This window comes from Klebsiella indica, assembly GCF_005860775.1.
GTDB classification, from domain to species: domain Bacteria; phylum Pseudomonadota; class Gammaproteobacteria; order Enterobacterales; family Enterobacteriaceae; genus Klebsiella; species Klebsiella indica.
Genome location: NZ_VCHQ01000009.1, coordinates 160646 through 182462, shown reverse-complemented (window position 1 = coordinate 182462; position 21817 = coordinate 160646). Strand labels below are relative to the sequence as shown.

At 52.4% G+C, this 21817-nt stretch carries 14 protein-coding genes, 2 tRNA genes and 4 other RNA genes; 11 read left to right on the top strand and 9 right to left on the bottom strand.

Annotated features, from left to right (window positions below):
- Nucleotides 1-577 precede the first annotated feature (577 nt).
- The gene (gene adhE / locus FE839_RS08325; protein ID WP_138360354.1) at nucleotides 578-3253 is read left to right on the top strand and encodes a bifunctional acetaldehyde-CoA/alcohol dehydrogenase; all 2676 of its coding nucleotides are present in this window, start codon (nucleotides 578-580) and stop codon (nucleotides 3251-3253) included.
- Nucleotides 3254-3433: 180 nt separating this feature from the next.
- On the opposite strand, the gene tdk is transcribed toward adhE, so the two are convergent.
- Nucleotides 3434-4051, bottom strand: coding sequence for a thymidine kinase (gene tdk, locus FE839_RS08320; RefSeq protein WP_138360353.1), 618 nt, complete (start codon nucleotides 4049-4051; stop codon nucleotides 3434-3436).
- Between the two features lie 712 nt (nucleotides 4052-4763).
- On the opposite strand from tdk, the gene hns reads away from it, so the two are divergent.
- The gene (hns, locus tag FE839_RS08310) at nucleotides 4764-5171 is read left to right on the top strand and encodes a histone-like nucleoid-structuring protein H-NS (protein ID WP_138360352.1); all 408 of its coding nucleotides are present in this window, start codon (nucleotides 4764-4766) and stop codon (nucleotides 5169-5171) included.
- A 277-nt stretch (nucleotides 5172-5448) separates the two neighbouring features.
- Here hns and galU read toward each other — a convergent pair whose 3' ends face one another.
- The 3 genes from galU to rssA all read right to left on the bottom strand — a co-directional run bounded on the left by galU (nucleotide 5449) and on the right by rssA (nucleotide 8553).
- Complete coding sequence (galU, locus tag FE839_RS08305; RefSeq protein ID WP_138360351.1) at nucleotides 5449-6351, bottom strand: UTP--glucose-1-phosphate uridylyltransferase GalU; 903 nt, start codon at nucleotides 6349-6351, stop codon at nucleotides 5449-5451.
- Nucleotides 6352-6549: 198 nt separating this feature from the next.
- Nucleotides 6550-7563 (bottom strand): two-component system response regulator RssB, encoded by a 1014-nt coding sequence (gene rssB / locus FE839_RS08300; protein WP_138360350.1) that lies wholly within the window; start codon nucleotides 7561-7563, stop codon nucleotides 6550-6552.
- Nucleotides 7564-7653: 90 nt separating this feature from the next.
- Nucleotides 7654-8553 carry a patatin-like phospholipase RssA gene (gene rssA / locus FE839_RS08295; protein ID WP_138360349.1) on the bottom strand — a complete coding sequence of 300 codons (900 nt, stop codon included), beginning with the start codon at nucleotides 8551-8553 and terminating at the stop codon, nucleotides 7654-7656.
- Between the two features lie 113 nt (nucleotides 8554-8666).
- Between rssA and FE839_RS08290 the strand changes: the two genes are divergently transcribed.
- The 8 genes from FE839_RS08290 (at nucleotide 8667) to FE839_RS08255 (ending at nucleotide 11076) form a co-directional block, all read left to right on the top strand.
- A complete protein-coding gene (locus tag FE839_RS08290; protein WP_138360402.1) occupies nucleotides 8667-9125 on the top strand; it encodes a YchJ family protein in 459 nt (152 codons plus the stop codon).
- Nucleotides 9126-9167: 42 nt separating this feature from the next.
- Nucleotides 9168-10010, top strand: coding sequence for a formyltetrahydrofolate deformylase (purU, locus tag FE839_RS08285; protein WP_138360348.1), 843 nt, complete (start codon nucleotides 9168-9170; stop codon nucleotides 10008-10010).
- Nucleotides 10011-10168: 158 nt separating this feature from the next.
- Nucleotides 10169-10253, top strand: a tRNA-Tyr gene (locus tag FE839_RS08280).
- A 43-nt stretch (nucleotides 10254-10296) separates the two neighbouring features.
- Nucleotides 10297-10429, top strand: a non-coding RNA gene (locus FE839_RS08275) — RtT sRNA.
- Between the two features lie 27 nt (nucleotides 10430-10456).
- A tRNA-Tyr gene (locus tag FE839_RS08270) sits at nucleotides 10457-10541 on the top strand.
- A gap of 46 nt (nucleotides 10542-10587) precedes the next feature.
- Nucleotides 10588-10719: non-coding RNA, RtT sRNA (locus FE839_RS08265), on the top strand.
- Nucleotides 10720-10766: 47 nt separating this feature from the next.
- A non-coding RNA gene (locus tag FE839_RS08260) (RtT sRNA) lies at nucleotides 10767-10897 on the top strand.
- A 47-nt stretch (nucleotides 10898-10944) separates the two neighbouring features.
- A non-coding RNA gene (locus FE839_RS08255) (RtT sRNA) lies at nucleotides 10945-11076 on the top strand.
- 200 nt (nucleotides 11077-11276) lie between these two features.
- Here FE839_RS08255 and narI read toward each other — a convergent pair.
- From narI to FE839_RS08230, 5 genes are all read right to left on the bottom strand, one after another.
- Entirely contained in the window at nucleotides 11277-11954 is a 678-nt protein-coding gene (gene narI / locus FE839_RS08250) for a respiratory nitrate reductase subunit gamma (RefSeq protein WP_138360347.1), read from the bottom strand.
- Nucleotides 11954-12664, bottom strand: a complete 711-nt coding sequence (gene narJ / locus FE839_RS08245) for a nitrate reductase molybdenum cofactor assembly chaperone (protein ID WP_138360346.1) — start codon at nucleotides 12662-12664, stop codon at nucleotides 11954-11956. The genes narI and narJ overlap by 1 nt, the downstream gene beginning before the upstream one ends.
- On the bottom strand, nucleotides 12661-14196 hold the full coding sequence (gene narH, locus FE839_RS08240) for a nitrate reductase subunit beta (protein ID WP_012132185.1): 1536 nt from the start codon (nucleotides 14194-14196) through the stop codon (nucleotides 12661-12663). The genes narJ and narH overlap by 4 nt, the downstream gene beginning before the upstream one ends.
- Nucleotides 14193-17936 carry a nitrate reductase subunit alpha gene (locus FE839_RS08235; protein ID WP_138360345.1) on the bottom strand — a complete coding sequence of 1248 codons (3744 nt, stop codon included), beginning with the start codon at nucleotides 17934-17936 and terminating at the stop codon, nucleotides 14193-14195. Before FE839_RS08235 ends, narH begins: the two co-directional genes overlap by 4 nt.
- 393 nt (nucleotides 17937-18329) lie before the next feature.
- Nucleotides 18330-19718 (bottom strand): NarK family nitrate/nitrite MFS transporter, encoded by a 1389-nt coding sequence (locus FE839_RS08230; protein ID WP_138360344.1) that lies wholly within the window; start codon nucleotides 19716-19718, stop codon nucleotides 18330-18332.
- Between the two features lie 310 nt (nucleotides 19719-20028).
- Here FE839_RS08230 and narX point away from each other — a divergent pair, with 310 nt between their 5' ends.
- Nucleotides 20029-21807 (top strand): nitrate/nitrite two-component system sensor histidine kinase NarX, encoded by a 1779-nt coding sequence (gene narX, locus FE839_RS08225; protein ID WP_138360343.1) that lies wholly within the window; start codon nucleotides 20029-20031, stop codon nucleotides 21805-21807.
- The last annotated feature ends 10 nt before the right edge of the window (nucleotides 21808-21817 follow it).

The following is a 21817-nucleotide window of genomic DNA, read 5'->3' as shown; positions in this document are numbered from 1 at the left end:
AATATCCGCGAGAAGATACGCCTTTTAATAGCATAATTCATCTAAATTATGCATAAAGTCACAATAAAGCTCGGACATTGTTTTATTTATATATTTAGCGCGGGCCTGCCTGGCGTAATTCGCGTAGCCATCCTCCGGATACGGATAACGCGTACAGCGCGAAGCGTAGACATTGTACGTGACAATTATTCGCTTACCTTGCGGGGCAAAATGGCAGGCGACATCGTCCTGACGGGATAGATCTTAATACTATTTATTCATTTAATTAGCATAATAAATCATTACTCTTGATCAAAAAGGTCAAAAATCGGCCTGCTGAAAGGTATCAGCTTTGACAATTATTGATTTAGATCACATAAATTGTACCCAGAAGTGAGTAATCTTTGTGACACACAGCAAGGAGGGAAAGCAGCGATACCTGAGAGGAAAAATAACAGCTTTTTTAGTCAATCGGTGGAGCCAGCAGCACAAAATTCTTTTTGTTAACATTAAAATGCAGCCTGTTAACACTCTGTCTATACTGTCGGATTGAGCTACTGATTTACTAAAAAAGTTTAACATTATCAGGAGAGCATTTATGGCTGTTACTAATATCGCTGAACTGAACGCACTCGTCGAGCGCGTGAAAAAAGCCCAGCGTGAATATGCCAGTTTCACTCAAGAACAAGTCGACAAAATCTTCCGTGCCGCCGCTCTGGCCGCAGCTGATGCCCGAATCCCTCTCGCGAAGATGGCCGTTGCCGAATCCGGTATGGGTATCATCGAAGATAAAGTGATTAAAAACCACTTCGCTTCCGAATACATCTATAACGCCTATAAAGATGAAAAAACCTGTGGTGTGCTGTCTGAAGACGACACTTTCGGCACTATCACCATTGCTGAACCAATTGGCATCATCTGCGGTATCGTCCCGACAACTAACCCAACCTCAACCGCTATTTTTAAATCTCTGATCAGCCTGAAAACCCGTAACGCCATCATTTTTTCTCCACATCCGCGCGCCAAAGACGCCACCAACAAGGCGGCTGATATCGTTCTGCAGGCGGCGATCGCTGCGGGCGCGCCAAAAGACCTGATTGGCTGGATCGATCAACCTTCCGTTGAACTGTCTAACGCGCTGATGCACCACCCTGACATCAACCTGATCCTGGCGACAGGCGGCCCTGGCATGGTGAAAGCCGCATACAGTTCCGGTAAACCAGCTATCGGCGTTGGTGCGGGTAACACGCCGGTTGTTATCGATGAAACAGCCGATATCAAACGTGCGGTGGCTTCCGTACTGATGTCCAAAACCTTCGATAACGGCGTAATCTGTGCATCTGAACAGTCCGTTGTTGTTGTTGACTCCGTTTATGATGCCGTTCGCGAACGTTTCGCCAGCCACGGCGGCTATCTGCTGCAGGGCAAAGAGCTGAAAGCCGTTCAGGATGTTATTCTGAAAAATGGCGCGCTGAACGCGGCTATTGTGGGTCAACCGGCCTATAAAATTGCTGAACTGGCAGGCTTCACCGTACCAGAAACCACTAAGATTCTGATCGGCGAAGTGACGGTTGTTGATGACAGCGAACCGTTTGCTCATGAAAAACTGTCTCCGACGCTGGCAATGTATCGCGCGAAAGACTTCGAAGACGCGGTTGATAAAGCTGAAAAACTGGTAGCAATGGGCGGTATCGGCCACACATCCTGCCTGTACACCGACCAGGACAACCAGCCAGCACGCGTTGCTTACTTCGGTCAAATGATGAAAACCGCGCGTATCCTGATTAACACCCCGGCTTCTCAGGGTGGTATCGGTGACCTGTATAACTTCAAACTCGCACCTTCCCTGACTCTGGGTTGTGGTTCCTGGGGTGGTAACTCCATCTCTGAAAACGTTGGTCCGAAACACCTGATCAACAAGAAAACCGTTGCTAAGCGAGCTGAAAACATGTTGTGGCACAAACTTCCGAAATCTATCTACTTCCGCCGTGGCTCTCTGCCCATCGCGCTGGATGAAGTGATTACCGATGGCCACAAACGTGCGCTCATCGTGACTGACCGTTTCCTGTTCAACAATGGCTATGCTGACCAGATCACCTCCGTGCTGAAAGCGGCTGGCGTTGAAACTGAAGTTTTCTTTGAAGTTGAAGCAGACCCGACGCTGACTATCGTTCGTAAGGGCGCAGAGCTGGCGAACTCCTTCAAACCAGACGTGATCATCGCGCTGGGCGGCGGCTCCCCAATGGATGCGGCGAAAATCATGTGGGTTATGTACGAACATCCAGAAACCCACTTCGAAGAACTGGCGCTGCGCTTTATGGACATCCGTAAACGTATCTACAAGTTCCCGAAAATGGGCGTGAAAGCGAAAATGATCGCCATCACTACCACTTCCGGTACCGGTTCTGAAGTAACGCCGTTTGCTGTTGTTACCGACGATGCGACCGGTCAGAAATATCCGCTGGCGGACTATGCGCTGACGCCGGATATGGCGATTGTCGATGCGAATCTGGTAATGGACATGCCGAAGTCCCTGTGTGCTTTCGGTGGTCTGGATGCCGTCACGCACGCGCTGGAAGCCTACGTTTCCGTACTGGCATCTGAGTTCTCCGATGGCCAGGCGCTGCAGGCACTGAAACTGCTGAAAGAGTATCTGCCGGCTTCTTATCATGAAGGGTCGAAAAACCCGGTAGCGCGCGAACGCGTTCACAGTGCAGCGACTATCGCTGGTATCGCCTTTGCCAACGCCTTCCTGGGTGTGTGCCACTCTATGGCGCATAAACTGGGTTCTCAGTTCCATATTCCGCACGGTCTGGCAAACGCCCTGCTGATTTGTAACGTTATCCGTTATAACGCGAACGACAACCCGACCAAGCAGACGGCGTTCAGCCAGTATGACCGTCCTCAGGCTCGCCGTCGCTATGCAGAAATCGCTGACCATCTGGGTCTGAGCGCACCGGGCGACCGTACTGCCGCTAAGATCGAGAAACTGCTGGCATGGCTGGAAAGCGTGAAAGCGGAACTGGGTATTCCTAAGTCTATCCGTGAAGCTGGCGTACAGGAAGCGGACTTCCTGGCACATGTAGACAAGCTGTCTGAAGACGCATTCGATGACCAGTGCACCGGCGCTAACCCGCGTTACCCGCTGATCTCCGAGCTGAAACAGATTCTGCTGGATACCTACTACGGCCGTGAATTCACTGAAGGTGAAGTTGCTGCGAAGAAAGACGCTGCCGCGCCGAAAGCTGACAAGAAAGCGAAGAAATCTGCTTAATTTGAACGCAGCCTGCTTAATTTGAACGCAGCAAAAAAAGCGAATATAAGCCCCATTTTGGGGCTTTTTTATATCTGCCGCGCAAGTCTCTGGCAGACCGTCGCAGCGAGTTATAATGTCCCTTGTGAGGGCCAATAAGGCGCTGCAAACGCGCCAGAGGAAGAATGCGCGGCAAATATATTAGCCTGCGTGTTGTTTGCTCTGCACAAAGGTCAAAGAGCCTTCCTTCAGGGCCTCTTTATAATGCTTACGACAAACGGAGACATACCGTTCATTGCCGCCTATCACAACCTGTTCCCCTTCATTGTAAGGTCGCCCTTCCTGATCGAGACGCAAAACCATACTCGCCTTACGGCCACAGAAACAGATAGTTTTTAATTCAACCAGCTTATCGGCCCACGCCAGTAAATATTGACTGCCAGTAAACAGTTCACCGCGAAAATCAGTACGCAGCCCATAACACAGCACGGGAATATCAAGCTGGTCCACCACTTCAGATAGCGCGAGCACCTGCTCACGCGTCAAAAACTGGCTCTCATCAACTAATACACAATGAACTGGCTGACGGGTATGCTCGTCTGCGATATCCGAGAATAAGTCAGTTTGCGTATTATACAGTCGAGCTGGAGATGAGAGACCAATCCTTGAACTCACCTTTCCGGAGCCAAAACGGTCATCGATCTCCGCCGTATAAACTACCGTACGCATCCCGCGCTCCTGGTAATTGTAAGAGGACTGTAACAGAGCGGTCGACTTACCCGCGTTCATTGCAGAGTAATAGAAATAAAGTTGTGCCATTGGCTGCGTAACCCCAATCAATGTGTTTTATCGCCGCAAAATTGTATCATATATTTTCTTCAACTATCGGCCCTGCAGCGTGCGTATTACGGGGAATGCTCAGTCTGCGAAGACCTGGGTGCAAAATCATTCCAGATATCCCGTGAGAGCTGACAAGGGAAAAAACATCAGCCTCGCCCCAGACGACGCGAGATGCTGAACTGTTAGTGCAAAGCCTACACGCGGGCTGAATTATTGCCCGTCCGCCTGTAATCAGCGGTATGACGGGTAAAAAATATTAAATAACTTATTGAATGGAGTTGGCTGCAATTCGTACACTCTGGCGCCGGACGCTTACGCCGCTATTGTCCGGTTACGCTTCAACGGACATTTTTCTGCCGCTATAACCGCACCGGACAAGGGTTTTATATTAACCATCATCACCGCTACCGGGCTAATACAGGCAAAGATATTTATCCATGCAAAGTATAATTTTTCTCTCTGTGCATCAGAAAAAGCATATGCTCTCAGAGTGTTAGCTTATGTTGTCCGCCGAACTATAAGCGGGAAAGATGTGAACCCACACATAAAATTTAAGTTAAATGAATTAATTTCCGCGACAAATAACAAGTTATTTTGACTTCCTTACATTCTCCCCTATTGCACATCTGAATTTATCGCTCTATTATTAGACCAACAAACCACCCCACAATATAAGTTTGAGATTACTACAATGAGCGAAGCACTTAAAATTTTGAACAACATCCGTACTCTTCGTGCGCAGGCAAGAGAATGCACCCTTGAAACGCTCGAAGAAATGCTGGAAAAATTAGAAGTTGTCGTTAACGAACGTCGTGAAGAAGAAAGCGCGGCTGCGGCAGAAATTGAAGAGCGTACTCGCAAACTGCAACAATATCGTGAAATGCTGATTGCTGACGGTATTGACCCAAATGAACTGCTGAGCAGCATGACTTCCGTTAAATCGGGAACGAAAACCAAACGCGCTGCGCGTCCGGCTAAATATAGCTACGTTGACGAAAATGGCGAAACTAAAACCTGGACTGGTCAGGGGCGTACGCCAGCCGTCATCAAAAAAGCGATGGATGAGCAAGGTAAAACTCTGGACGATTTCCTGCTGTAATAAGCTATCGCATCCCGCGCAGAAATCCCGCTTCGGCGGGATTATTTTTATTCGTGCATTAACACCGCTCCCGGTGGCTTAAAAAAACCCTGAAAGGCGTTGCCTGCCCCGCACGATTCAAATCCTGAGACATTAAGGTGCCGTTGCTATTCCCCACGGAATGCGATCAATACCTTCGTCCAGGCAAGTTTTTTCAATAAACCAGACCTGAGCGACGCGGACATAAAAAAACCGGGAAACGAATCTCGCCCCCGGCCCGTCATCCTGTAGTAACCGATTACTTCGCTACTGCTTTTTCCAGCCAGGCTTTAAATTCCGCGCCCAGTGATTTGTGGCGTATGCCATATTCAACAAAAGCCTGCATATAGCCCAATTTATTACCGCAATCATGGCTTTTGCCTTTCATATGATAGGCTTCAACTGTTTCTTTTTCGATCAGCATATCAATGGCGTCTGTCAGTTGAATTTCATCCCCGGCTCCCGGAGGGGTTTTTGCCAGCAGAGGCCAGATATCCGCGCTCAGCACATATCGCCCTACGACCGCAAGATTGGATGGCGCAACGTCTGCTTTAGGCTTCTCAACTACGCCAACCATAGGTACGCTTTCTCCCGGCGCCAGAGACTGGCCTTTACAATCAACAACGCCATATGCGGTGACATCCGCAACCGGTTCAACCATTATCTGGCTGGCGCCCGTCTCATCAAAACGCGCGATCATTTCCGCAAGATTATCGCGGGACAGATCGGATTCATATTCATCCAGGATAACGTCCGGTAAAATAACCGCAACCGGCTCATCACCGACAACCGGGTGCGCGCAAAGCACTGCATGTCCCAAACCTTTAGCCAGCCCCTGACGAACCTGCATAATAGTCACATGCGGCGGACAAATAGATTGCACCTCTTCCAGCAACTGGCGTTTTACACGTTTTTCGAGCATCGCCTCCAGCTCAAAACTGGTATCAAAATGGTTTTCGATAGAATTTTTTGAAGAGTGCGTAACCAGAACAATTTCAGTAATCCCGGCGGCGATACATTCGTTAACAACATATTGAATTAAAGGCTTATCTACCAACGGCAACATTTCTTTAGGGATAGCCTTGGTAGCAGGCAACATCCTGGTGCCTAATCCCGCAACCGGGATGACAGCTTTTCTCACTTTTGAATTAAAGGCAGCCATTGAAATCTCCTGGACTGTTCGTTTTTTAAACTTTCCGTTAATAATTATGCTATCGAGTATATCAGCCTGCTCAGGCAAATCTCGTCCGAAAAGGTTTAGATATCTTCGAATTAGGATTTTTACCTATTAAACACAGTGATAGTACCACCGCAAAAGAATGCGCGATAATCCCACCTGTGTAAAAATAAACACAACTGCTTATACCGCAGACAACATAAGGCGTAAACGCCCGCCAGCCCCCCAAATTTGGCACTGCCAGGATGTACAGCGCTGGCTAATTTGGTTGAGATAAGCATTGCCCAATGTCCCTAACGGAACGCCATTACTAATCTGAATCTGGTGTTCCCCTGTATTCAATGTGCCATTCAACCCAGCGGAGACTAAAATTAAATTTTTCAAACCGCTGTGGTAATACCCTACCAGTAATGGGAATTGCCCCAGTAAGTTAGCCTGGCGCAGCAATTGATTAACCTGCTTTAGCAGGTTTCCCATCTCTGGCAGGCGTTGTCCCTGATGTGCAAGCTGCTCCTGCAACAACCCATTGAACAGCGCGCGTAATAATAAGGCGGCGAGGACCCCATTATCGCCGGCACGCGTAACATCCAGACAATAAAACGCCAGATCGTTTTCTGATAATGGCGCAATATCAAGCACTAATCCGGACTTATCAGCCGAAACCAGTTGACGATAATGAATACGGCAACGGGACATCTCCTGTTGAACCGGCGGCTGAAGCTCCTGCAATAGCCTTGACGCGGCTTTGGGATCGCTGACCAGCGCATCCCAGTCTTCAAACAAGCGCTCTTCCTCCTCAACTCGCGAATTAAACATATTCGGATAGAGGCAGGCATAGACTGTTTCTCGCAGACGGTCGAAATCTTTTACCGGCTTTAGCAAAATATCCTGCACGCCAAGACGCAGCGCTTTGGCGATATCCGCCATATTTTCCGTCGCTGAAATCATCAGAATCGGCAACTGCTGACCTTGATTGCGCACATGTTCTACCAGTTGCAGGCCGTTCATGCGCGGCATCGAAATATCACAAATCATCAAATCCGGTGTTGACTCAGACATTTTTTGCAGGGCATCCACGCCATCTTCTGCCTGCACGATAGTCGCACCTAGCGACGTTAACCAACTGTGCATAAGAGAGCGGAAAACGGGCTCGTCTTCAACTATCAGAATCTGTTTTCCCGCCAATGGCTGCGTCATGATCTCTCCCCTGGCTGACGATAACTTAATAGTGGCATGCTATTCGCGCTATCGCCTGTCAGAAATTTATTTAAGTCTTTGCCAAATGCACTACGCGGAAGTGCGCACCAAAGGTAATAGCTCGTCCGTTTTCTTTTCAACCGCCAGATGTCCAGCCGCGATGGCTTCACCGGCCCGATGAAAATCAAGAGTGGAGATTTGCGGGCAAAAGGGTTGTATCAGGATATCAGGCGGATCGCCCGCCATACGGTTTCGCTTAAGACGATTTTCCAGAACCTGAATCGAAGTGGACATAATCTCCATAGCCGTTGGCGCTACCGCCGCCCGACGCGAAGTCATTCGCGCCAGACGGGAACGCAGCCGGGAATGCCACGAGTAATTTTCCCCGGCCTCCGGTCGCGGCACCTCAAGGGATAACAAATCCTGCTGCATCAGATGTGCATCGTGCTGTAAGTCAACGGCAATCACAATATCGGCTCCCATTGCGCGAGCCAGAGACACAGGAACCGGATTAACTACCGCGCCATCCACCAGCCAGTAACCGTTATGCCTCACCGGCGACATCAGACCTGGCATACTGCAAGACGCGCGGATCGCCATATGCAGATCCCCTTCCATAAACCACAATTCACGACCGGTGCTTAAATTGGTTGTGACCGCAGCAAAGCGCCGCTCGCAAGATTCAATTTCCGTGATGGGCATAATCCGCCGATAGTGGCTGAACACCCGTTCTCCGCGCAATAAACCTCCACGCTGCCAGGAGAGGTCCATTAACTTCAGAACGTCCCAGTTGCTAAAGGAACAGACCCATTTCTCCAGCGCCGGAAGTCGATTGCAGGCATAGGCAGCGCCCACCAGCGAGCCGATGGAACAGCCGGCGATAACATCAACATCGATACCCGCCTTTTGTAGTGCGTTAATCACACCAATATGTGACCATCCGCGTGCCGCGCCTGCCCCCAGAGCCAGGCCGATCTTAAGTTTTCTCATTATTACTGAACAATATCCTTCCATTCGAGGCATAGCATCATTGCCGCACCTCAGTTAACATAATGCGCTTTGGCGTTGCTGCGCCGTCTTTCTTAATCTTCATGGAGGCCATTTTGTCGCCATTATGCCCCTGTGGCAGCGCTCTGGAGTATAGCTCATGTTGTCAGCGTTATCTGTCTGGCGCGCAGCATGCGCCAGATCCGTCACAACTGATGCGGTCGCGCTACAGCGCATTTGTCATGAAGGATGCCGAGTATCTGATTAAAACCTGGCACTCTTCTTGTCAGGCACAACAGTTTCGTGCTGACCTTGAAAGCGGTTTTACTCGCACTCTATGGCGAGGCTTAACCGTTTTTGCTAGCGAGGAGGGTCGCAGCCCAGATGAGGGTTTTGTCAGTTTTATCGCGCGTTTTAGCGACGATAGCCACTCCGGCGTTATTATTGAACGATCCAGATTCTTAAAAGAAAACGGACAGTGGTACTATATCGACGGTACACGACCGCTTATCGGCCGTAACGACCTCTGCCCTTGTGGTTCAGGTAAAAAATTTAAAAAATGCTGCGGCCAGTAAGCCAGCAGCAGAAATAGCAAACACTACAGGATTTTCCCCGCGATGCATTCACTACAACGTAAAGTACTACGCACCATTTGCCCTGATCAGAAAGGCCTCATCGCGCGTATCACTAATATCTGCTACAAGCACGAACTGAACATCGTGCAGAACAACGAGTTCGTCGATCATCGAACCGGCCGTTTCTTTATGCGCACCGAGCTCGAAGGCATTTTCAATGATTCCATTCTACTGGCCGATCTCGACAGCGCACTGCCGGATGGCTCAATTCGCGAACTGACCCCGGCTGGTCGTCGCCGAATAGTGATCCTGGTCACCAAAGAGGCGCACTGTCTTGGCGATCTGCTGATGAAAGCCAACTATGGCGGACTGGATGTAGAAATTGCTGCCGTTATCGGCAACCATGACACATTACGTCCGCTGGTGGAACGGTTTGATATCCCTTTCCAGTTGGTAAGCCATGAGGGATTAACCCGTGAAGAACACGATATGCAGATGGGTGACGCCATTGCCGCGTTTGAGCCGGATTATGTTGTGCTGGCGAAATATATGCGCGTCCTGACGCCGGAATTCGTTTCCCGCTTCCCGAATAAGATTATCAATATTCACCATTCGTTCCTGCCAGCATTTATCGGCGCGCGTCCTTACCATCAGGCTTATGAGCGCGGCGTGAAAATTATCGGTGCGACCGCGCACTACGTGAACGATAATCTGGACGAAGGCCCAATCATTATGCAGGACGTGATTCATGTTGATCACACCTACACGGCTGAGGATATGATGCGTGCAGGCCGTGATGTTGAAAAAAATGTGTTAAGCCGGGCATTGTATAAAGTACTGGCCCAGCGCGTATTTGTTTATGGGAATCGCACTATCATTCTGTAAGCATCAACGATATGAATTGATTAGCTTTACTTCGTTACGGATGAAAAGTACGCAAACGGTTCATTTTAAGTAAAGGAATACTTTACAGGGGCGCATCATTTGGTATGATGCGCCCCGCTTCCCAACAGGAAGCAGGCCAGTACAAAGCATTACCCCGTGGTGGGGTTCCCGAGCGGCCAAAGGGAGCAGACTGTAAATCTGCCGTCATCGACTTCGAAGGTTCGAATCCTTCCCCCACCACCATTTTTCACCACAGTGATGTGGTCACACCGATGAGCGTTAGCAAAGTTTGCACTCGTCGGGAAGGGTGAGAACCTTCGACCAGGGTTCGAGTCGAGCGCAAGCGAGACAACGTTGCCACAGGCAACGGCCCGAAGGGTGAGGAGCTTTAGCTCCGAATAATCCTTCCCTGCTATTGAATACTTGCAGCATATTGAATTACCCCTGGTGGGGTTCCCGAGCGGCCAAAGGGAGCAGACTGTAAATCTGCCGTCATCGACTTCGAAGGTTCGAATCCTTCCCCCACCACCATTATTTCCTGAAAGCACACAAACTACTTTTAATAACCTTGCCCCATATTCTGCCCTCACGGGGAAGGATGAGAAGCTTCGACTAAGGTTCGATTCGAGCGCAAGCGAGAAAGCGTTGCCGCAGGCAACGACCCGAAGGGCGAGGCGCAACGCGCTGAGTCATCCTTCCCCCACCACCATTACTTGTCTGTTGCACCCCAGCCAAATTAAATTCCTCTACTCCCATATTCTGCCCTCACGGGGAAGGATGAGAAACTTCGACTAAGGTTCGATTCGAGCGCAAGCGAGAAAGCGTTGCCGAAGGCAACGACCCGAGGGCGAGGCGCAACGCGCCGAGTCATCCTTCCCCCACCACCATTACTTGTCTGTTGCACCCCAGCCAAATTAAATTCCTCTACTCCCATATTCCGCCCTCACGGGGAAGGATGAGAAGCTTCGACTAAGGTTCGATTCGAGCGCAAGCGAGAAAGCGTTGCCGCAGGCAACGACCCGAAGGGCGAGGCGCAACGCGCTGAGTCGTCCTTCCCCCACCACCATTACTTGTCTGTTGCACCCCAGCCAAATTAAATTCCTGTGCTCTATGTTTTGCCCGGTGGCACTCGGTTTACCTGGCCTGGATGATCGCATAACCGCATGATGACGTCCGATCGTAGGCCGGATAAGGCGCAGCCGCCATCCGGCAGACAGGCATAAAAAAACCCTGCCGAAGCAGGGTTTAGCCGCACGCAAAGCCGTATCAGCGACGGGCGCGCACGACCTGGTATTTACGCGTCAGGTACTCGACCGGCGCGCTCCAGATGTGAACCAGGCGCGAGAACGGGAACAGCAGGAACAACGTCATCCCCAGCACCAGGTGCAGGCGGAAAATGAACGCTACGCCCTCTAAATGCTCAGACGCGCCGCCGTGGAAGGTCACTACTGACTGCGCCCATCCCACCAGTTTCATCATTTCGCTACCGTCCATATGTTGCGCAGAGAACGGAATAGTCAGCAGTCCCAGCGCGCACTGAATCACCAGCAGAGAAAGGATCAAAATATCCGCTCCCGTGGTCGTTGCGCGCACGCGTGGGCTGAACAGACGGCGTTTGAGCAGCAGTACGCCGCCGACCAGCGTCATCACGCCACAGGCGCCGCCTGCAATCATCGCCAATTTTTGCTTTACTTCAATCGGCAGAAACGCTTCGTACATCCAATGCGGTGTCAGCATCCCCAGGAAGTGACCCGCGAAGATCCCCAGAATACCTATGTGGAACAGGTTCGAAGCCAGGTTCATCCCTTTGCGATCCAGCATCTGGCTGGAAGCCGCACGCCAGGTGTACTGACCGTAGTCATAGCGCAGCCAGCTGCCAATCAGGAACACTGATCCGGCAATGTACGGGTAGATATCAAAGAAGAACATATTCAGGAAGTGCATTATTGCTGTCCTCCGGTGGTGATATTCAAATATTGCGGAGCGACAGCCCCGGCAAAACGACGCTGGTGAGCGGAAATCTCCGACTCGCCGCAACCCTGCTCAGCAAAGAATTTCACCTGTTCTTCTTCCCAGACGGCATCCAGTGCTTGCGGGGTATCGTCACGGACTTCATCCGCAATTTTCTCTGCCACTTTGTCGCTGTCGATAACGGTATTAGCCAGCTTCAGCAGCAGATCGAACAGCACCGCATAGCGACTTTCCCGCTGTTGCAGACGTGCGCCCAGCAACGCCAGAATCGGCGCGATGTCCTGCAAGCCGCCAAGCGCGTCGTTTTTCGGCAACTGCGCCAGATACTCCAGATACAGCGGCAGATGGTCAGGCAACTCACGACTGTCGAGTTGCAGGCCGTGCTGATCGTACTGCGCCATCAAATCGACCATTGCCTGGCCGCGATCGCGGGATTCGCCATGAACATGCTCAAACAGCAACAGCGACGTGGCGCGACCGCGATCAAACAGTTCGCTGTAGCTTGCCTGTACATCCAGCATCTCCTGCGCAGTGAGATCGCGCAGGAAAACCGCCAGACTCTGGGCATCTTCTTTATCCAGGTTTTCAGATGACGCGAGTGCATCGAAAAGTTCCTGTTGATGCTGCCATAAGGCAGCATCCGGGTACTCGAGCAGACGCGAAACAATGACGAGTTCAATCATTGGTGCGGCTCCGTTTTGCTGCTCACATCGATGGCATCAATGCGGCGGCTGTTGAACAGGTTGAATTTGGTATCTGAACCGTGGCAACCATCGCCGAACGTGAAACCGCAACCGCTTTTCTCCGGGAACGCCTCACGCGCCAGCTCACGATGGCTGCTCGGGATAACGAAACGATCTTCATAGTTCGCAATTGCCAGGTAACGGTACATTTCCTGCGCCTGCGCTTCGCTCAGACCCACCTCTTCCAGCGCGCGGGTATCCAGTTTACCGTCAACGGTTTCCGCACGTTTGTAGTGACGCATCGCTAGCATACGTTTCAGCGCCAGCAGTACCGGCTGGGTATCGCCTGCAGTCAGCAGGTTCGCCAGGTACTGAACCGGGATACGCAGGCTTTCCACGTCCGGCAGGATGCCATTGCTGCCCAGTTCGCCAGCGTCCGCCGCAGACTGAATCGGCGACAGCGGCGGCACGTACCAGACCATCGGCAGCGTACGGTATTCCGGGTGCAGCGGCAGCGCCAGCTTCCAGTCCATCGCCATTTTGTAAACCGGGGACTGCTGCGCCGCATCGATAACGCTTTGCGGAACGCCGTCTTTCAGCGCTTGTTCAATGACCGCCGGATCGTTCGGGTCGAGGAACACATCCAGTTGGCGCTGATACAGATCTTTCTCGTTCTCCGTGCTGGCTGCGCTTTCAATCGCATCGGCGTCATACAGCAGCACGCCAAGGTAACGGATACGACCCACGCAGGTTTCGGAGCATACGGTCGGTTGACCCGCTTCAATACGCGGATAACAGAAAATACACTTCTCGGACTTCCCACTCTTCCAGTTGAAGTAGATCTTCTTGTACGGACAACCGGTGATGCACATACGCCAGCCGCGGCATTTGTCCTGATCAATCAGGACGATGCCGTCCTCTTCACGCTTATAAATCGCGCCGCTCGGGCAGGTCGCCACGCACGCCGGGTTGAGGCAGTGCTCGCACAGGCGCGGCAGATACATCATGAAGGTGTTTTCGAACTGCCCGTACATCGCCTTCTGCATGTTTTCGAAGTTCTGGTCTTTGGCGCGTTTTTCAAATTCGCCGCCCAGAATTTCTTCCCAGTTCGGACCGCTGGTAATTTTGTTCATCCGCTGACCGGTGATCAGCGAGCGCGGGCGCGCAATCGGCTGATGCTTGCTTTCCGGCGCGGTATGCAGGTTCTGGTAGTCGTAATCAAACGGCTCGTAGTAATCATCAATGCCCGGCAGATGCGGGTTAGCGAAGATTTTACCCAGCAGCATCGCGCGGTTGCCCATGCGAGGTTGCAGTTTGCCGTTAATTTTACGGACCCAGCCGCCTTTCCATTTTTCCTGATTTTCCCAGTCGTTCGGGAAACCGACGCCTGGCTTACTTTCCACGTTATTGAACCAGGCGTATTCCATACCTTCACGGCTGGTCCAGACGTTTTTACAGGTCACTGAACAGGTGTGGCAGCCGATGCATTTATCGAGATTCAGCACCATGCCGACTTGTGAACGAATTTTCATTTTACGCTCTCCTGTACCTGGTCATTGCCTTCGCCATCCAACCAGTTAATGTTCTTCATCTTACGCACCACAACAAACTCATCGCGGTTTGAACCGACCGTACCGTAGTAGTTAAAGCCGTAGGCCAGCTGCGCATAGCCGCCGATCATGTGGGTCGGCTTCGGCGTGATACGGGTTACCGAGTTGTGAATACCGCCGCGCTGCTGGGTAATTTCTGAACCCGGCAGGTTAACGATACGTTCCTGCGCGTGGTACATCATGGTCATCCCGGCCGGAACACGCTGGCTTACCACCGCGCGTGCCGTCAGCGCACCGTTGCTGTTAAAGACCTCGATCCAGTCGTTATCTTCAATACCCAGATCTTTAGCATCGGTTTCGCTCATCCAGACAATCGGCCCACCGCGCGACAGCGTCAGCATCAGCAGGTTGTCGCTGTAGGTGGAGTGGATACCCCACTTCTGGTGCGGCGTCAGGAAGTTGAGCGCTTTTTCCGGGTTGCCGTTAGATTTCTCACCCATCACCGCTTTCACTGAACGCGTGTCGATTGGCGGACGGTAAACCAGCAGGCTTTCGCCAAAGTCACGCATCCATTGATGATCCTGATACAGAGACTGGCGACCAGACAGCGTACGCCACGGAATCAGCTCGTGAACGTTGGTATAACCGGCGTTGTAAGAGACGTGTTCATCTTCCAGGCCAGACCAGGTCGGGCTGGAGATAATCTTACGCGGCTGCGCCTGAATATCGCGGAAGCGAATTTTTTCTTCTTCTTTATTGGTCGCCAGATGCGTATGGTCGCGACCGGTGAACTCACTCAGCGCCGCCCAGGCTTTCACCGCTACGTGGCCGTTAGTTTCCGGCGCCAGCGTGAGGATCATCTCGGCGGCATCAATCGCGGTATTCAGCATCGGCTGGCCTTTTGCCGGGCCTTCAGCTTTGGTGTAATTGAGCTTGCGCAGCAAATCCATTTCGCTCTGAGTGTTCCAGGCGATGCCTTTGCCACCGTTGCCGATTTTCTCCATCAGCGGGCCGATAGAGGTAAAGCGCTCATACGTCGCCGGGTAGTCGCGTTCCACCGGAATGATGTGCGGCGCGGTTTTACCTGGGATCAGGTCGCATTCGCCTTTTTTCCAGTCTTTCACGTCCAGCGGCTGCGCCAGTTCGGCAGCGGAGTCGTGCTGAATCGGCAGCGTCACCACATCGGTTTCTTTGCCAAGGTGTCCCACGCAGACTTCAGAGAATTTCTTCGCGATGCCTTTATAGATTTCCCAGTCGCTTTTCGATTCCCAGGCCGGGTCAACGGCGGCAGACAACGGGTGAATAAACGGATGCATATCCGAAGTATTCATGTCGTCTTTTTCATACCAGGTGGCGGTCGGCAGTACGATGTCGGAGTACAGGCAGGTGCTCGACAGACGGAAATCCAGCGTCACCACCAGGTCCAGCTTGCCGTCAAGACCGTTATCCTGCCATTCCACTTCTTCCGGCTTCACGCCGCCCTGCATACCCAGATCTTTGCCCTGAATACCGTTTTCCGTACCCAGCAGGTACTTCAGCATGTACTCATGCCCTTTACCGGATGAACCCAGCAGGTTCGAGCGCCAGATAAACAGGTTACGCGGGTGGTTTTTCCCGTTTTCCGGCTGTTCCGCCGCAAAACGAATCGAGCCTTCTTTCAGCGATTTCACGGTGTAATCCACCGCCGTCATCCCGGCTTTTTCCGCTTCACGCGCGATGTACAGCGGGTTGGTGCCCAACTGCGGCGCAGACGGCAGCCAGCCCATGCGTTCAGCACGCACGTTGAAGTCGATAAGACTGCCGCTGTAGCGGGATTTATCCGCCATTGGCGACAGCAGTTCCTGCGCGGTAACCGTCTCGTAGCGCCACTGGCTGGAGTGGTTATAGAACCAGGAGGTGCTGTTCATGTGACGCGCCGGACGCTGCCAGTCAAGAGCAAACGCCAGTGGCTGCCAGCCGGTCTGCGGACGCAGTTTTTCCTGGCCGACATAGTGCGCCCAGCCGCCGCCGCTCTGACCGATACAGCCGCAGAACACCAGCATGTTGATAAGCCCGCGATAGTTCATATCGAGGTGATACCAGTGGTTCAGACCGGCGCCAACAATGATCATTGAACGGCCATGCGTCTTATCGGCGTTATCCGCAAATTCACGGGCGATACGGGTGATTTGCGCACGCGGTACGCCGGTTATCTGCTCTGCCCACGCCGGAGTATAGGCTTTAATGTCGTCGTAGCTGGTTGCGCAGTTTTCGTCGTTCAGACCGCGTTCCAGGCCATAGTTCGCCATCGTCAGATCGTAAACGGTAGTCACCAGTGCGGTGGTTCCGTCCGCCAGTTGCAGGCGTTTCACTGGCAGCTTGTGCAGCAGAACGTTTTGCAGCTCGACTTTGTTGAAGTGTTCAGTGCCTTCACCGCCAAAGTACGGGAAGCCCACTTCTGCGATATCGTCCAGGCTACCCAGCAGGCTGAGTTGCAGTTCGGTTTCCTCGCCTGACGTACCGTCACGCTGTTCGAGGTTCCATTTGCCTTTCTCGCCCCAGCGGAAGCCGATAGAACCGTTCGGCGCAACCATATCGCCGCGGGTGTTGATGGCAACGGTTTTCCATTCCGGGTTGTTTTCCTGACCCAGCGCGTCAATAAGATCGGCGGCACGCAGCATACGGCCAGCGGCATAGTAACCGTCGCGTTCTTCAAGCATCACCAGCATCGGCATGTCGGTATAGCGACGGACGTAATCGGTGAAATACTGGCTCGGGTTATCAAGGTGGAATTCACGCAGCATGACGTGGCCCATCGCCAGCGCCATCGCGGCGTCAGTCCCCTGCTTCGGCGCCAGCCACAGGTCGCACAGTTTGGCGATTTCAGCGTAGTCAGGCGTAACGGCAACCGTTTTGGTGCCTTTGTAACGCACTTCAGTAAAGAAGTGGGCATCCGGGGTACGGGTCTGCGGAACGTTAGAGCCCCAGGCGATGATGTAGCTGGAATTGTACCAGTCAGCGGATTCCGGTACGTCCGTCTGCTCGCCCCAGGTCTGCGGAGACGCAGGCGGCAGGTCGCAGTACCAGTCGTAGAAGCTCAGGCAAGTCCCGCCGATCAGAGACAGGTAACGCGCGCCGGATGCGTAAGAGACCATCGACATCGCCGGAATCGGCGAGAAGCCCGCTACGCGATCGGGACCGTAATTTTTGATGGTATAAACGTTGGATGCCGCAATCAGTTCGTTCACTTCCTGCCAGGAAGAACGAACGAAGCCACCACGACCACGCGCTTGTTTGAAGCTTTTTGCTTTATCGGCGTCTTCGATGATGGAAGCCCAGGCGTCTACCGGATCGCTGTGCAGTTTTTTCGCATCACGCCACATTTTCATCAGGCGCTTACGCATCAGCGGATATTTCAGGCGGTTTGCGCTGTAGAGATACCAGGAGTAGCTCGCGCCGCGCGGGCAGCCGCGAGGTTCATGGTTCGGCATATCCGGGCGGGTGCGCGGGTAGTCTGTCTGCTGGGTTTCCCAGGTGACCAGACCGTTTTTCACATAAATTTTCCAGCTGCAAGAGCCGGTACAGTTTACCCCGTGGGTTGAACGCACGACTTTGTCATGCTGCCAACGCTGGCGGTATCCATCCTCCCAGTCCCGGTTTGTTTCGAGAAGCTGGCCGTGCCCATTGGCAAAGGTTTCGCCCTTCTGTTTGAAGTAGCGAAACCGGTCCAGGAATTTACTCATCGGGTTTCTCCTGTGTGGAGCCTGATGGCTCTCTGATAAATCGACATTGCTGAATTAGCTGCGACGGTAACGCTATGAAGGCGGTTGGGAATTGATAACGATCAAGGCGGAATAGCTTATAAAGATGGTCAAAAATAACCATTACCACCAAAGTAGTATCTATTTATATTTTTTATCTATATGATTAATATAGCTTTTTATTTAAAAACATTGCTATCAATAGAGGTTTATTATTCCTCTGGGTATTAAGTGGTAGATGTCATAGTGGGTAATTTCTTTGTGATTTAAGTACGGTATAAAATAATTCAAAACAAATAGTATGTTGTAACTAATTAATACCTCAAAAAAAGAGCGCAAATATTTCTGCGCTCTTGAATGAACATAGGCAAAAAATTATTTCTGCTTCCGCCCATAAGCGGCCCAGGTAATCACCACGCAGGCAATATAGAACACCAGGAAGACTTTCATCGCTCCGGCCGGAGAACCGGTGAGATCCAGTGAAATACCAAACGCTTTCGGGATAAAGAAGCCGCCGATAGCGCCAATCGCCGAGATAAAGCCTAACGCTGCCGCCGTGTCGGTGGCCGCTTCACGCATCGCCTGCGCGTCGCTGCCGCCCTGCTCTTTCACGCGATCCATGGTCATTTTACGGAAGATAACCGAGATCATCTGGAAGGTAGAGGCGCTTCCCAGCCCGGCGGTCAGGAACAGCACCATAAATACCGCGAAGAAGGCAATAAAATTACCGCCCTCGCCGTGAGATGGCAGCGTCAGGAATAACAGGCCGCAGAAGATTGCCATCAACACAAAGTTCACCAGCGTCACGCGGGTTCCACCCAGACGGTCGGAGATCGCGCCGCCGCAGGAACGCGCCAGCGCACCAATAAACGGCCCAAAGAAGGCGTAATGAAGGATCTGAACATCAGGAAACTGGGTCTTCGACAACATCGCGAAGCCTGCGGAGAAGCCGATAAATGAACCGAAGGTCGCCAGATAGAGCAGTGCCATAATCCACAGATGCGCACGCTTCAGCACCGGGAGCTGTTCGCGAAGAGAAGCCTTCGACGCCGACAGATCGTTCATAAAGAACCATGCCGCGAGGGTGAAGATAATCAGAAACGGTACCCAAATCCACGCCGCGTTTTCCAGATACAGCGTTGATCCATCCGGTAATTCGCTGCCCCTCCCGCCAAAGATGGCGAAAATCGACAGAGATACCACCAGAGGAGCGACCAGTTGCATCACGCTGACCCCCATATTGCCGAGGCCGCCGTTGATACCCAACGCGCCGCCCTGCTTCTGTTTCGGAAAAAAGAAGCTGATATTGGCCATACTGGAAGCAAAGTTCGCCCCCGCAAAGCCACACAACAGGGAGATAATCACAAATACGCTAAAGGGTGTCGCGGTATCCTGTACCGCGAAGCCCAGCCATACGCAGGGGACGATCATGATCCCGGTACTAAATGCAGTCCAGCGACGGCCGCCGAACAGCGGGACCATAAAAGCATAGGGCACGCGCAGAAGCGCGCCGGACAACGCGGGTAGCGCGGTCAGCATAAATAACTGATCGGTTGAAAACTGAAAACCGACTTTATTCAGATTGACGGCGACGGCGCTGAACAACATCCAGACGCAGAATGCCAGTAAAAGACAGGGAACGGAGATCCACAGATTGCGGCTGGCGACACGATGACCACGCTGCTGCCAGAACTCAGGATCTTCAGGACGCCAGTCGCTAATGACTGGGCTGTTAGTCTTCTCCGGGATTGAAGAGTGACTCATAGACACCTCTGATGATTCATATTAACCCTGGCTACCTTATGGGTTACCGGCGGCGGTAAGTTGATATAAATCAAAGCAAAAGCGGGCGAGAAATTCGCTAAAAAAAGCACATCCTCCCTAATGAGTAGCTATTTCTGCGCAAAAAAGTGTGTTTTATCACACGGCTGCTGTCATTCCACAAATGCGTGCCACCAGGCTATCGAAGACTGACAATTAAGGAGTAATCCTTTTGGGGTATGGGTATACTCCAGAGGATGTCCGAGAATAAGCCACACGCCCGGATGACTGGCCGATCAGGAGCCATTTAGCCATGTTGAAACGTCTTTTTACGCCGCTAACGCTGGTGAATCAGCTCGCGTTGATCGTTTTATTGGTTGCGGTGATAGGTGTTGCCGGAATGGCGATTTCCTCTCGCCTGGTGCACGGCGTTCAGGGCAGCGCGCACGCCATTAATAAAGCCGGTTCGCTACGTATGCAGAGCTATCGCCTGCTGGCGGCGGTACCGTTGCACGCCGATGACCAAAAACTGCTGGATGAAATGACGGCGACGGTCTTCAGTCCGGAACTGCAGTACGCCGCGCGCCATGACGATCAGCAGCAACAGCTTCAGGCTTTACAGCGCTACTGGCAACTGGAGCTGGCGCCGGAAATGCGCCGTGCGCAGCATCAGGCGACGGTAGCGGCGAACGTTGCCGGTTTTGTCAACCGCATAGATCAGTTGGTCACCGCTTTCGATCACACCACCGAAGAGCGGATAAAGCAGGTTGTCTGGACCCAGCGTTTGATGGCTGTCGGCATGGCGCTGCTGCTGGCGTTCACTATCGTCTGGCTACGCGCCCGGTTGTTACGCCCCTGGAAACAGCTGCTGGCGATGGCCCGCGCGGTGAGCCAGCGCGATTTTACCCAGCGTGCGCAAATTGGCGGACGCAACGAAATGGCGACGCTGGGTATGGCGCTGAATAATATGTCGGAAGAACTGGCCGAGAGCTATTCGGTGCTTGAACGGCGGGTACAGGAAAAAACCGCCGGACTTGAACAAAAAAATGAGATCCTCGCATTCCTGTGGCAAGCCAACCGCCGTCTGCATTCGAACGCCCCACTCTGCGAACGTATCTCGCCCGTGCTTAACGGTTTGCAAGGGTTAACCCCGCTGCGCGATATTGAAGTCCGGGTTTACGATCTCGAAGATGAAGATAACCATCAGGAGTTTTCCTGCCACTCCGACATTCAGTGCGATGACCGAGGCTGCTATCTCTGCCCGCGCGACCTGCCGGCGTTGCCCAATGTCGGCACCACATTAAAATGGCGACTGTCGGATGCCCATAATCAATATGGTATTCTGCTGTCTACCCTCCCTACCGGTCTTCACCTGAGCCACGATCAGCAGCAACTGGTCGATACGTTAGTTGAGCAGATCGCCGGGACCCTGGCCCTCGATCGGCATCAGGAGCGCCAGCAGCAGCTTATCGTAATGGAGGAACGTGCGACTATCGCCCGCGAACTGCATGACTCCATCGCCCAATCGCTCTCCTGTATGAAAATGCAGGTCAGTTGCCTGCAGATGCAGGGTGACAGGCTACCGGAAGAGAGTCGCCAGCTTTTGGGGCAAATCCGTAATGAACTGAATACCTCATGGGCACAGCTGCGGGAACTGCTGACAACCTTCCGTCTGCAGTTAACCGACACCGGTCTGCGCCCGGCGCTGGAAGCCAGTTGTCAGGAGTACAGCGCCCATTTCGGCTTTACAGTGCGACTGGATTATCAACTACCGCCGCGTTTTGTGCCCTCGCACCAGGCTATCCACCTGCTGCAAATCGCCCGCGAGGCGCTAAGCAATGCCCTCAAGCATGCCAATGCCACAGAAGTCAGCGTTACGGTAACGCTAAAGGATAATCAGGTCCGACTGGTGGTGGCCGATAACGGCCGCGGGGTACCGGAGAATGCGGAACGCAGCAACCATTACGGCTTAATCATTATGCGCGATCGCGCTCAGAGCCTACGCGGAGACTGTCAGGTGCAGCGTCGGAAAACCGGCGGCACGGAAGTGGTGGTCACCTTTATCCCTGAAAAATCGTTTTCAATCCAATAAGGAGAACGCT